Origin of the sequence: Nocardioides houyundeii (genome assembly GCF_002865585.1) — a bacterium.
Classification (GTDB): Bacteria; Actinomycetota; Actinomycetes; order Propionibacteriales; family Nocardioidaceae; genus Nocardioides; species Nocardioides houyundeii.
The window spans coordinates 779,341-791,169 of record NZ_CP025581.1; the positions used below are offsets into that span (position 1 = coordinate 779,341).

Below are 11,829 nucleotides of genomic sequence, written 5' to 3' on the forward strand. Positions count from 1 at the left end.
GTATCATTTTTAGTACCAGTCTCTAGGAGCTGCCATGACGCCCGACGAGCGCGTGACCGAACTGCTGGCCACCTTCGTCGCCCCCGGCTACGTCGACGCCCCCGACAAGACCGCGGAGCGGTTCAGCCCCGACGGCCGCTGGTACCACACCGGGGACGCCGGCCGGGTGGACGAGGACGGGGACTTCTTCTTCGCCTCGCGCGACGACGACGTGATCATCATGGCGGGCTACCGGATCGGCCCGTTCGAGATCGAGAGCGTGCTGGTCGCCGACGACCGGGTCGCGGAGGCCGCGGTCATCGGCGTGCCCGAGGAGCTGCGCGCCGAGCAGGTCCGGGCCGGCTCGTGACCCCGGTCGCGTCGCGCCGACGGCGTACGGCGCGTCAGCAGGACCTGCTGGCCCGGCTGGTGGAGCTGATGACCGCGGAGGGGTTCGCCGAGTTCACCCTCGACGACCTGGCCGCGCGGCTGCGCTGCTCCAAGACGACCCTCTACGCCCTGGCCGCCTCCAAGGCCGAGCTCGAGGTCGAGGTGGTGCGGGAGTACTTCCGCGAGGCGGTGCCCGCGGTGGAGGCCCGGGTGGCGGCCACCGAGGACCCGGCGGAGCGGGTCACCGCCTACCTGCTCGCGGTCGCGGACTACCTAAGGCCGGTCTCGCGGGAGTTCCTGGAGGACCTGCTCGCGACCCGGGCCACCGCCGAGCTCTACCAGCGCAACACCGCCGCCGCGGCGGCCCGGATCCGGGAGCTGGTCGGCGAGGGCATCGAGGCCGGGGCCTTCCGCTCGGTCAACCCCGCCTTCGTCGCCGAGATGGTCGCGGCCACCATGGCGGCGATCCAGGGCGGTGAGATGTCGGCGCGCGCCGGGCTGACCGACGCCGAGGCGTACGCCGAGCTGGCCTCGCTCGTGGTCCACGCGCTCGCCGCCCGGGGCCGCTGAGGCCGACGTACGCCGAAGGGCCGACGTACGCCGAAGGGCCGCCGGCGATTGCTCGCCAGCGGCCCTTCGTCGTCGGTGCGGATCAGCTCTTGGCGGCCTTGCGGGCGCGCGAGGCCGTCTTGGCGCGCTCGCCGGCGTTGAGCACCAGCTTGCGGATGCGCGCGGTCTCCGGGGTGACCTCGACGCACTCGTCCTCGCGGCAGAACTCCAGGCACTGCTCGAGGGAGAGCAGGCGCGGCGGGATCAGCTTCTCGAAGTTGTCGGAGGTGGCGGACCGGATGTTGGTCTGCTGCTTCTCCTTGGTGATGTTGACGTCCATGTCGTCGGCGCGGGAGTTCTCGCCGACGATCATGCCCTCGTAGACCTCGGTGGCGGGCTCCACGAACATGGTGCCGCGCTCCTGCAGCGACGTCATGGCGTATGCGGTGGCGGCGCCGGCCCGGTCGGCCACGAGCGAGCCCGAGGCGCGCGAGCGGATCTCGCCGGCCCACGGCTCGTACCGCTCGAAGACGTGGGCGGCCATGCCGGTGCCGCGGGTCTCGGTGAGGAACTCGGTGCGGAAGCCGATAAGGCCTCGTGCCGGCACCAGGAACTCCATCCGCACCCAGCCGGTGCCGTGGTTGGTCATCTGCTCCATGCGGCCCTTGCGGGTGGCGAGCAGCTCGGTGATGGCGCCGAGGTACTCCTCGGGGGCGTCGATGGTCAGGCGCTCGACCGGCTCGTGCAGCTTGCCGTTGATCTCCTTGGTGACCACCTGCGGCTTGCCGACGGTGAGCTCGAAGCCCTCGCGGCGCATCTGCTCCACCAGGATGGCCAGCGCCAGCTCGCCACGGCCCTGGACCTCCCAGGCGTCGGGACGCTCGGTGGGCAGCACGCGGAGCGAGACGTTGCCGACGAGCTCGGCGTCGAGGCGGTCCTTGACCAGGCGCGCGGTGACCTTGGAGCCCTTGAGACGGCCGACCAGCGGGGAGGTGTTGGTGCCGATGGTCATCGAGATGGCGGGCTCGTCGACCGTGATCAGCGGCAGCGCCACCGGGTTCTCGGCGTCGGCCAGGGTCTCGCCGATCATGATGTCGGGGATGCCCGCGATGGCCACGATGTCGCCGGGGCCGGCGTGGGTGCCGGGCACCCGGTCCAGGCCCTCGGTGATCAGCAGCTCGGAGATCTTGACGTTCTTGACGGTGCCGTCGCCCTTCATCCAGGCGACGGTCTGGCCCTTGTTGATCTCGCCCTCGTGGATGCGCAGCAGCGCCAGCCGGCCGAGGAACGGCGAGGAGTCGAGGTTGGTGACGTGCGCCTGCAGCGGCTTGCCCGGGGTGTAGGTCGGGGCCGGGATGGTGTCCAGGATCGTCTTGAACAGCGGCTCGAGGTTCTCGCCGTCCGGCAGGGTGCCGTTCTCGGGCTTGGTCAGCGAGGCGATGCCGGCCTTGCCGGAGGCGTAGACGACGGGGAAGTCCAGCGCGTCCTGGCTGTGGCTCTCGTCGAGCAGGTCCATGAAGAGCTCGTAGGTCTCGTCCACGACCTCGTCGATCCGGGCGTCGCCACGGTCCACCTTGTTGACGACCAGCACGACGGGCATGTCGGCGTTGAGCGCCTTGCGCAGCACGAAGCGGGTCTGGGGGAGCGGGCCCTCGGACGCGTCGACCAGCAGCACGATGCCGTCGACCATGGACAGGCCGCGCTCGACCTCGCCACCGAAGTCAGCGTGGCCGGGGGTGTCGATGATGTTGATGGTCATGCCCTCGGGGAACGACGGGCCGGTGTAGTGCACGGCCGTGTTCTTCGCGAGGATGGTGATGCCCTTCTCGCGCTCGAGGTCACCCGAGTCCATGACGCGCTCTGCGACGCTCTCGGCCTGGTGCACCGAGAAGGCACCGGCCTGGCGCAGCATGGCGTCGACGAGGGTGGTCTTGCCGTGGTCGACGTGGGCGACGATGGCAACATTGCGCAGGTCGTTCCTGCGGGTGGAAGACATAAAGGGTACGGCGTCACTTTCGGGTGGAGTCGTGGGCCCGATCGGACCACCCGCCATTCTAGGGGCCGGTCAAGTCTCACGCCGAACCGTCGACGGCACCGCCGCCGGGACGGTCCGTCCGAGTCCGCCCCGGTGCGGGCGAGCGTGCGCGCCCGGTGCGGGTCCTAGGCTGGCTCCATGCGGCTGCGACCGGGACGACCCGACCTCACCAGGTACGCCGACCTGGTCGACGTACCGGCGGCGGCCCCCCAGGCGCCGCTCAGCGTGTCCTGGCTCGGCGTCAGCACCGTGCTCGTCACCGACGGGGAGACCTCCCTGCTGACCGACGGCTTCTTCTCCCGTCCCGGCCTGGTCAAGGTGGGGCTGGGGCGGCTGCGGCCCGACGTGGCCCGCATCGACGAGGCGCTGGCGCGCGCCGGCATCGACCGGCTCGACGCGGTGCTGCCCGTCCACACCCACTACGACCACGCCATGGACTCGGCCACGGTGGCGCTGCGCACCGGAGCGGTCCTGGTCGGCGGCACCTCCGCCGCGCACATCGCCCGCGGGCACGGCCTGCCGTCCTCGCGGATCGTCACCGCGGAGGCCGGGACGCCGCACGTCCTCGGCTCCTTCGAGGTCACCCTGGTCGCCGGCGAGCACTGTCCTCCGGACCGCTACCCGGGCACCATCACCGCGCCGGTGCTCCGCGACGCCAAGGCGTCGGCGTACAAGTGCGGCGAGGCGTGGTCCACCCTGGTCCACCACCTCCCGAGCGGACGACGGCTGCTGGTCCAGGGCAGCGCTGGCTGCGTGCCCGGGGCCCTGGCGGGGCACGCCGCCGAGGTCGCCTACCTCGGCATCGGACAGCTCGGGCTGATGGACGCCGACTACACCGAGCGCTACTGGGACGAGACCGTGGGCCGCGTCGGTGCCCGGTCGGTGGTGCTCGTGCACTGGGACGACTTCTTCTCCCCGCTGACCGCGCCGCTGCGCGGCCTGCCGTACGCCGGGGACGACCTCGACGTCTCCATCGCCCGGCTGCAACGCCTCGCGGCGCGCGACGCCGTCTCGCTGCACCTGCCCACGCTGTGGGAGCGTGCCGACCCCTGGAAAGGACTGGTCGACTGATGAGGAGCCCCCGCGTGCTCGTGGTCGAGCACCACGCCGAGTGTCCGCCCGCGCTGCTCGGCGAGTGGCTGGTCGAGGCCGGGTGCGAGCTCGAGCTCTGCCGCCCCTGGTCCGGCGACGCCCTGCCTGAGGCAGGGGCGTACGACGGGGTGCTGGTGCTGGGTGGGGAGATGGGCGCCAACGACGACGAGCGGCACTGGTGGCTCACCGGGGTCAAGGAGCTGGTGCGCGCGGCCGGGGAGGCGGGCGTGCCGACCCTGGGGATCTGCCTGGGCCACCAGCTGATGGCGGTTGCTCTCGGTGGCCGGGTGGAGCGCAACCCCGACGGCCAGACCATCGGGCTGCAGATCGTGGGCTGGCAGGAGGCGGCCTCCCGGGACGTGCTGGCCGGGTCCCTGGGCGCGACCGCCCGCGGGGTGCACTGGAACAGCGACGTCGTCACCGAGCTGCCCCCGGGCGCGAAGGTGCTGGCCCGGACCGAGGACGGCGCGCCCCAGGTGGTGCGCTACGCGGAGCGGGCCTGGGGCCTCCAGCTGCATCCCGAGGCCGACGAGCACGTGGTGGCTCCCTGGGCCGAGGGCGACCGTGCCGACCACCTGGCCCGGGGCATCGACTCGGAGCAGGTGCTGGCGGAGATCGCTGCCGCCCGCGACGAGCTGGCTGCCACCTGGCGGCCGCTGGCCCGCTCCTTCGCCGCGATCCTCCTCGCCCGGGCGAGCGAGGTCGGGGTAGGCGGATGAGGCCGACCTGCACCTTCGTGCCGCCGTACCTGCTGGAGCGGCTGGCCCGGACCGGGGACCCGCTGGCCACGTGCTGCTCGGAGACGCTGCAGGCCGACGCCGGGTTCCGCGCCAGCCGCCGGACCGCCGAGGAGGCCCTGCCGGCCGGCGAGCGGTTCGGGGTGCGCGGCACCGTGCTCGGCGCGGGCCCCGGCGACGCGGTGCCCCCGGCCTGGACGGTGCACGACGCCGAGTCGGGCACCCGGCTGCCGGGGACCCCGGTGCGGGCGGCCGGCGAGCCCGCCACCGGCGACGCGGCCGTCGACGAGGCGGCGAGCGGGATCGAGGCCACCCTGCGACTCTTCGCCGAGGCCTTCGGGCGCAGGTCCTACGACGACCAGGGCTCAGCGGTCTCCCTCACCGTGCACTACCGCGAGAACTACGACAACGCCTTCTGGGACGGGCGCCAGCTGGTCTTCGGCGACGGCGACGGCCGCGTCTTCGAGCGGTTCACCAAGGCGGTGGACGTGCTGGGCCACGAGTTCGGGCACGCCGTCACCGAACGCAGCGCCCGGCTGGAATACGAGGGTCCCAGCGGTGCGCTCAACGAGTCGGTCTCCGACGTGTTCGGCACCTGCCTGCTGCAGTGGCTCGCCGGCGAGGACGTGCAGCAGGGGTCCTGGCTGATCGGGCAGGGGCTGTTCCGGCCCGGCATCGCGGCTCGGGCGCTGCGCGACCTGGCCGCGCCCGGCACGGCGTACGACGACCCGCTGCTGGGTCGCGACCCGCAGGTGGCTCACCTGGCCGACTACGTGGAGACCCAGGACGACAACGGGGGAGTGCACATCAACTCCGGCATCCCCAACCGCGCCTTCCACCTGGCGGCCACCGGCCTGGGCGGACGGGTGTGGGAGCGCGCGGGCCTGGTCTGGTACGCCGCCCTCACCGGTGGCGGGCTCGAGCCGGACAGCGACTTCGCCTCCTTCGCCCGGGTCTGCGTCGACGCCGCCGAGCGCGTGCTCTCGGCCGCGGACGCCCAAGTGGTGGCCGAGGCCTGGACCCAGGTGGGGGTCACCCCGGGCCGGACCGGCACCCCGGCTCCGGTCGCGGCCCCCGAACCGGCGCCGGCACCCTCCGGCCTGCTGCGGGTACGCCGTACCGGCGGCTTCGCCGGGCTGACCACCGTCGCGGAGCTCGACCTGGACGCGGACCAGGAGGGGAGCGATTCCAGGATCGCGGAGGCTCGCAGCCTGCTGCCCGCACTGGAGCCCGCGCAGGTCACCGACCAGCCGCCCGCACCGGACATGTTCGTCTACGTCTTCGAGCTGCCCGGACGCGCCGCGATCACCGTGCCCGAGCCCCAGCTCACCCCCGAGCAGGGACGGCTGGCCGCGCTGGTGCTCTCCGAGGGCGGCGGCGCGCCGGACCGGTCGGGCGGGACGAGCTAGTTCGGCGCGACCTCGAGGGGTGCGTTGGTGAGGGCCCGGTCCAGGGCGGCCTCGACGTGCAGGGTGGTGCAGCCCAGCACCGGGATCTCCACGTCGGCCTGCCGCACCAGCAGCTCGAGCTCGGTGCAACCGAGGATGACGCCCCCGGCGCCGGCGTCCCACAGCTGCTCGATGATCTCCACGACCTCGCGGCGCGAGGTGTCGCTGACCTTCCCGTGCACCAGCTCGTCGTAGATGATCCGGTTGATCGTCTCGTGGTGCTCCTCCGCCGGCACGTGCACCTGCAGGCCGTGGGTCGCGATCCGGTCGGTGAAGAACGAGCGCGACATGGTGAACGAGGTGCCGAGCAGGCCCACCGACTCCAGCCGGTGCTGCTGGCACGCGTCGGCCACCACGTCGGCCAGGTGCAGCAGCGGGATGTCGATCGCCTGCTCCACCTGCTCCGCGACCCGGTGGAAGGCGGTGGTGCAGAGCAGCAGGAAGTCCGCCCCGGCACGCTCCACTCCCTGCGCGGCCGTCGCCAGGATCTGCGCGACCTCGTCCCAGCGCTCCTGCTGCTGCAGGGCGGTGACCTCGGCGAAGTCCACCGAGGTCAGCACCGTGCGCGCCGAGGAGAGCCCGCCGAGGCGCGACTCCACCCCCTCGTTGAGCTGCTGGTAGTACACCGCGCTGGATTCCCAGCTCATGCCGCCGATGAGTCCGATGGTCTTCACGGGGCTCAGTCTTGCAGGTTCACCGGCTCCCCGGTGAACCCAGCACCTCGGTGCAGTTGCAACCCCGCAGAAGTGCGAGTTTCGCCGGGGAACCGGTGAAACCGAGTCACACCCGGTGCACCTTGTGCTGGGCCGCCTGCGCCCGCGGCTTGATCACCAGCTCGTCGATGTTGACGTGCGAGGGGCGGGTCGCGATCCAGGCGATGGCGTCGGCGACGTCGTCGGCGACCAGGGGGTCGGGTACGCCGTCGTACACCGCCGCGGCGCGGGAGGCGTCACCGTCGAAGCGGACCAGCGAGAACTCCTCGGTGGCGACCATGCCGGGTGCCACCTCGCTGATCCGGATGGGCTCGCCGTTGAGCTCCAGGCGCAGCGTCTCGGTGAGCACCTTCAGCCCGTGCTTGGCGGCGGTGTAGCCGGCGCCGCCCTCGTAGGCGACGCGGCCCGCGGTCGAGCCGACGTTGACGATGACCGCGTCGCCGGAGGCGCGCAGCGCGGGCAGCAGGGCCTGGGTCACACGCAGCACGCCGAGCACGTTGACGTCGTACATCCGCTGCCACTGGTCGGGGTCGGCCGCGTCGACCGGGTCCAGCCCGAAAGCGCCGCCGGCGTTGTTGACCAGGACCTCCAGCTGCGGTCCGACCGCCTTGGCCAGCCCGGCCACCGACTCCGCGGAGGTGACGTCGCAGGCCACCGCGGTGCCGCCGATCTCCTCGGCCAGGACGGTGAGCTGCTCGAACCTGCGCGCCGCGCAGATGACGTGGAAGCCCTGGGCGGCCAGCGCCCGCGCGGTGGCGGCGCCGATCCCGCTGCTGGCCCCGGTGACGACTGCCGTGCGCTGAATTGTCATGACGGTCATTCTGGCAGGATCCGGTGCGTGACGATCATCGCTGCCGCAGACGGCTCGGCCCTCGGGAACCCTGGACCCGCGGGCTGGGGCTGGTACGTCGACGAGGCGCACTGGGCGTGTGGGGGCTGGCCTGTGGGCACCAACAACATGGGCGAGCTGATGGCGGTGCTCGACCTGCTCCAGCAGACCGCGCACCTGGACGAGGAGCTGCACGTCATCTGCGACAGCACCTACGTCATCAACTCCATCACCAAGTGGATGCCGGGCTGGAAGCGCCGGGGGTGGAAGAAGGGCGACGGCAAGCCGGTGATGAACATCGAGCTGATGAAGGCGCTCGACGAGGCCATGGCCGGACGCAAGGTGACCTTCGAGTGGGTCAAGGGACACGCCGGGCACGTGCTCAACGAGCACGCGGACCGGTTGGCCAACGCGGCCTCCCTGGCGTGGAAGGGCGGTACGCCGCCGGCTCCGGGTCCCGGTTACGCCGACGCCTCCACCGCCCACCCGGCGGCGGTGCCCGGGCAGGTCGACGTCGAGCCGGACCTGTTCTCGGTCTTCGAGCCTGACCACGTGCTCGCCCCTGAGGAGGAGGTCGTCGCCCTGGAGCGCTCCCTGCTCACCGACGAGGTGCGCAGCGACCCGGCCGCCGTCGCCGCGCTCCTGCACCCCCAGTGGCAGGAGGTGGGACAGTCGGGTCGGATCTGGTCCCGCGAGGAGGTGCTCGCCGAGATCGGTCCCCTGCCCGAGACCTCCCTGGACGTGGTGTCGGTGGAGGAGGTGGCCCCGGACCTGCTGCTGCTGGTGTGGCGCAGCAGCAGCGCCAGAGGCTCCGCGATCAGGAGCTCTTGGTGGTTGCGCACCAGTTCCGGCTGGGTTCAGCGGTTTCACCACGGAACGCCCGAACCCGGCTAATGTGGTGGCCCAGACCGCAGGACCTGTGCCTGTGGCACACCTGTTCGGTTTGCTACTACGGAATGGAAATTCGATGACCGTACGTCAACTGGGTGGCGCCCTGGGCGTGCTCGGCGGGATCGTGTGGATCGCACGATGGCTCCTGGACCCTGAGTCCGGATCGGCAGACATCATGCGGTACGCCGGGTTGGGCCTGGTGCTCCTGGGCCTGGTCTGCGTGGGGCTGACCCTGGTCAAGGGCCAGGCGCTGTGGCTCGACGTGGTCGTCGGGTTCGCCTGCCCCGCCCTGTTCTGGGCCATCTACGAAGTCGTCCGCGCCGAGCTCGACGATGACTTGCTCTTCCACGGGATCCTCGGCATCGCCTGGGTGCTGGTCGGCGCCGTCCTGGTGGTCAAGGGCAAGCCGCGGGTCGACGACCGCTCGCAGGTCAACGCCTGACGGTGCGCGACCCTGGATTCCCTGCCCGATCCTCGGGTGGGGAATCTTCCATGTCTGCGCCCGGTTGTGCCCCCGGTAGTTTTTCCGTGACGAGAGGGCTGGCTGTGGACCGTGTGGCGATGATCAGCCTGCACACATCCCCGTTGGACCAGCCCGGGACCGGTGACGCGGGCGGCATGAACGTCTACGTGCTCGAGGTCGCCAAGCGCCTGGCGCGCCAGGGCGCGGCGGTGGACATCTTCACCCGGGCCACCTCCTCCACCCTCCCCGCGGTGGTCGAGGCCGCCGACGGCGTGCTGGTGCGGCACGTCGCCTCCGGCCCCTTCGAGGGACTGACCAAGGGCGAGCTGCCCGCCCAGCTGTGCACCTTCGCCCGCGAGGTGCTGCGCACCGAGACGCTGCACCCGATCGGGCACTACGACGTCGTGCACTCCCACTACTGGCTCTCCGGCCAGGTGGGTGCCCTGGCCCGGGACCGCTGGGGGGTGCCGCTGGTGCACTCCATGCACACCATGGCGAAGGTGAAGAACGCCGCGCTGGCCGCGGGCGACGCCCCCGAGCCGTCGGGACGGCTAATCGGCGAGGAGCAGGTCGTCGCTGCCGCGGACATGCTGATCGCCAACACCGAGCTCGAGGCCAGGCAGCTGGTCGACCTGTACGGCGCCGAGCCCGGCCGCGTGGAGGTCATCCACCCCGGCGTGGACCTGTCGGTGTTCGGCCGGAACCAGCCGGCGGCCGCGCGCCGCGAGCTGGGTCTGCCCCTGGACGCGCACGTGCTGCTCTTCGCCGGACGCATCCAGCCGCTCAAGGCGCCCGACGTGCTGCTGCGCGCGGTGGCGGTGCTCCTGGAGGAGGACCCCGAGCTGCGCAGCCGCCTGGTGGTCCCGATCGTCGGCGGGCCGTCCGGCTCCGGACTGGAGCACCCCGAGTCCCTGGCCCAGCTCTCCAGCGACCTCGGCCTCGACGACGTGGTGCGCTTCGTGCCGCCGGTGGACCAGAGCCGGCTCGCCACCTGGTACGCCGCCTCCACGCTGGTCGCCGTACCGTCGCACAACGAGTCGTTCGGCCTGGTCGCCGTCGAGGCGCAGGCCGCCGGTACGCCGGTGGTGGCGGCCGCCGTCGGCGGCCTGACCACGGTGGTGGACGACGGCGTCAGCGGGCTGCTGGTCGACGGGCACGACCCCCGGGACTGGGCAGCCGCGCTGCGCCGGGTGATCTGCGACCCCGCTCTGCGGGCTCGGCTCTCGGCCGGTGCGTCCGCGCAGGCCCGGATGTTCGCCTGGGAGCGCACCGCCCAGCTCACCCTGGAGACCTACGACCGGGCCCGGTCGCTGATGAGGATGGACGTGGCAGTGTGAGCGGGGACGTGAGCGGGGACGTGAGCGGGAACGTGAGCGGGAACGTGAGCGGGAACGTGGACGGCAGCACCGCGGCGCAGGTGATCCGCGACCACCTGGCCGCCATCGAGATCGACGTCGACGAGGTGGCCCCCGGCGTCTTCTCGTTCAACCTGCCGGGGGAGAAGAAGCTCCAGACCCCGGTCCGCCTCGACGTGGGTGCGCACGCCCTCGGCGTGCACGCCTTCGTGTGCCGCAACCCGGACGAGAACCACGCGCGGGTCTACCGCTGGCTGCTGGAGCGCAACCTGCGGATGTACGCCGTCTCGTTCGCCGTGGACACCTCCGGCGACATCTACCTCGACGCCCGGCTGCCGCTGGCCTCGGTGACCGCCGACGAGCTCGACCGGCTGCTGGGTTCGGTGCTGGCCAACGCCGACGAGTCGTTCAACGCGATCCTCGAGCTCGGCTTCGCCTCCTCCATCCGCAAGGAGTGGGAGTGGCGCCGCTCGCGGGGCGAGTCCACCGCCAACCTCGAGGCCTTCAGGGGCTGGCTGGAGGCGGGGGAGAAGGAGTCCGCCGCGCCGGCCGCAGCGGCCCCGCCCGCCGACTGAGCAGCACTCCGCCGATGCACAGCACGCCGCCCACGAAGGCCAGCGGCGGCGGCACCTCCGAGAGCAGCAGCCACGCCATCAGGGCGGTGAGGAACGGCACCAGGAACGTGGTCATGGCGAACTTACCCGCGTCGGCCCGGGAGAGCGCGTAGGCCCAGGTGGTGAACGCGATGGCGCTGGGCACGACCCCCAGGTAGGTGATCCACCACAGGTCCGCGGCGCTGGCCCGACGCACGACGTCCACCAGCTGTCCGGACCAGGGCAGGCAGCCGACCATCCCCACCACGTAGTACCAGAACGTCATGTCCAGGGCCGTCATCCCGCCGCCGAGCAGCTTCTTCTGGGTCACCACCCCGACCGCGAAGCCCACGGCCGCCACCACCCCGAGCAGGACGCCGACCAGGTCGCCGTCCCCGCCCTCGGAGGTGGCCCGCCCGATGAGCACCACCCCGCCGAAGCCCACTGCCAGACCGACCACCAGCCACGGGGTGAGACGGTCCCGGAACACCACGACGGCGAGCAGCGCGACCAGGATCGGGCCGAGCTGCACCAGCAACGCCGCTGTGCCCGCGTCGATGCGTCGCTCGGCCTCGTTCAGCGCGAGGTTGTAGACCGTGATCCAGGAGACCCCGCCCAGCACCACCAGCGGCCACTCCCGCCGGCCCGGCACCCGGAACCGGCCGCGGAACCGGTCCTGGGCGCGGACCAGCACCGCCAGCACCGCCACCGCGACCACCAGCCGGCCGAGACTGAGCGCGCCCGGGGGACGGTGC

13 protein-coding genes are annotated in these 11,829 nt (G+C 72.2%); 9 read left to right on the forward strand and 4 right to left on the reverse strand.

Annotation, left to right across the window (positions count from 1 at the left end):
* Nucleotides 1–34: 34 nt before the first annotated feature.
* Entirely contained in the window at nucleotides 35–349 is a 315-nt protein-coding gene (locus tag C0R66_RS03795) for an AMP-binding enzyme (RefSeq protein ID WP_101523583.1), read from the forward strand.
* On the forward strand, nucleotides 346–939 hold the full coding sequence (locus C0R66_RS03800) for a TetR/AcrR family transcriptional regulator (RefSeq protein WP_241901556.1): 594 nt from the start codon (nucleotides 346–348) through the stop codon (nucleotides 937–939). Before C0R66_RS03795 ends, C0R66_RS03800 begins: the two co-directional genes overlap by 4 nt.
* An 82-nt stretch (nucleotides 940–1,021) precedes the next feature.
* On the opposite strand, the gene typA is transcribed toward C0R66_RS03800, so the two are convergent.
* Nucleotides 1,022–2,914: a translational GTPase TypA gene (typA, locus tag C0R66_RS03805; protein ID WP_101523584.1), complete on the reverse strand. Its 1,893-nt coding sequence runs from the start codon at nucleotides 2,912–2,914 to the stop codon at nucleotides 1,022–1,024.
* Between the two features lie 177 nt (nucleotides 2,915–3,091).
* Between typA and C0R66_RS03810 the strand changes: the two genes are divergently transcribed.
* From C0R66_RS03810 to C0R66_RS03820, 3 genes are read left to right on the forward strand one after another with little or no spacing between them, the layout of a single operon-like run.
* Complete coding sequence (locus C0R66_RS03810) at nucleotides 3,092–4,024, forward strand: MBL fold metallo-hydrolase (RefSeq protein WP_101523585.1); 933 nt, start codon at nucleotides 3,092–3,094, stop codon at nucleotides 4,022–4,024.
* Nucleotides 4,024–4,764: a type 1 glutamine amidotransferase gene (locus C0R66_RS03815; RefSeq protein ID WP_101523586.1), complete on the forward strand. Its 741-nt coding sequence runs from the start codon at nucleotides 4,024–4,026 to the stop codon at nucleotides 4,762–4,764. The genes C0R66_RS03810 and C0R66_RS03815 overlap by 1 nt, the downstream gene beginning before the upstream one ends.
* Nucleotides 4,761–6,191: a protealysin inhibitor emfourin gene (locus C0R66_RS03820; protein WP_101523587.1), complete on the forward strand. Its 1,431-nt coding sequence runs from the start codon at nucleotides 4,761–4,763 to the stop codon at nucleotides 6,189–6,191. Before C0R66_RS03815 ends, C0R66_RS03820 begins: the two co-directional genes overlap by 4 nt.
* Here the strand turns inward: C0R66_RS03820 and C0R66_RS03825 are convergent.
* On the reverse strand, nucleotides 6,188–6,904 hold the full coding sequence (locus C0R66_RS03825; protein ID WP_101523588.1) for an aspartate/glutamate racemase family protein: 717 nt from the start codon (nucleotides 6,902–6,904) through the stop codon (nucleotides 6,188–6,190). The two genes, C0R66_RS03820 and C0R66_RS03825, sit on opposite strands and share 4 nt — an antisense overlap.
* Nucleotides 6,905–7,010: 106 nt before the next feature.
* Nucleotides 7,011–7,748, reverse strand: a complete 738-nt coding sequence (locus tag C0R66_RS03830; RefSeq protein ID WP_101526019.1) for an SDR family NAD(P)-dependent oxidoreductase — start codon at nucleotides 7,746–7,748, stop codon at nucleotides 7,011–7,013.
* 33 nt (nucleotides 7,749–7,781) lie between these two features.
* Between C0R66_RS03830 and C0R66_RS03835 the strand changes: the two genes are divergently transcribed.
* From C0R66_RS03835 to C0R66_RS03850, 4 genes are all read left to right on the forward strand, one after another.
* Complete coding sequence (locus C0R66_RS03835) at nucleotides 7,782–8,666, forward strand: ribonuclease HI family protein (RefSeq protein WP_101523589.1); 885 nt, start codon at nucleotides 7,782–7,784, stop codon at nucleotides 8,664–8,666.
* Between the two features lie 73 nt (nucleotides 8,667–8,739).
* Nucleotides 8,740–9,105: a hypothetical protein gene (locus C0R66_RS03840; RefSeq protein ID WP_114424310.1), complete on the forward strand. Its 366-nt coding sequence runs from the start codon at nucleotides 8,740–8,742 to the stop codon at nucleotides 9,103–9,105.
* Between the two features lie 119 nt (nucleotides 9,106–9,224).
* Nucleotides 9,225–10,463, forward strand: a complete 1,239-nt coding sequence (mshA, locus tag C0R66_RS03845) for a D-inositol-3-phosphate glycosyltransferase (RefSeq protein WP_241901557.1) — start codon at nucleotides 9,225–9,227, stop codon at nucleotides 10,461–10,463.
* 44 nt (nucleotides 10,464–10,507) lie between these two features.
* A complete protein-coding gene (locus C0R66_RS03850; RefSeq protein WP_241901558.1) occupies nucleotides 10,508–11,056 on the forward strand; it encodes a type III secretion system chaperone family protein in 549 nt (182 codons plus the stop codon).
* Here C0R66_RS03850 and C0R66_RS03855 read toward each other — a convergent pair.
* Nucleotides 10,986–11,792, reverse strand: coding sequence for a DMT family transporter (locus C0R66_RS03855; protein ID WP_241901559.1), 807 nt, complete (start codon nucleotides 11,790–11,792; stop codon nucleotides 10,986–10,988). The genes C0R66_RS03850 and C0R66_RS03855 overlap by 71 nt on opposite strands.
* Nucleotides 11,793–11,829: the final 37 nt, after the last annotated feature.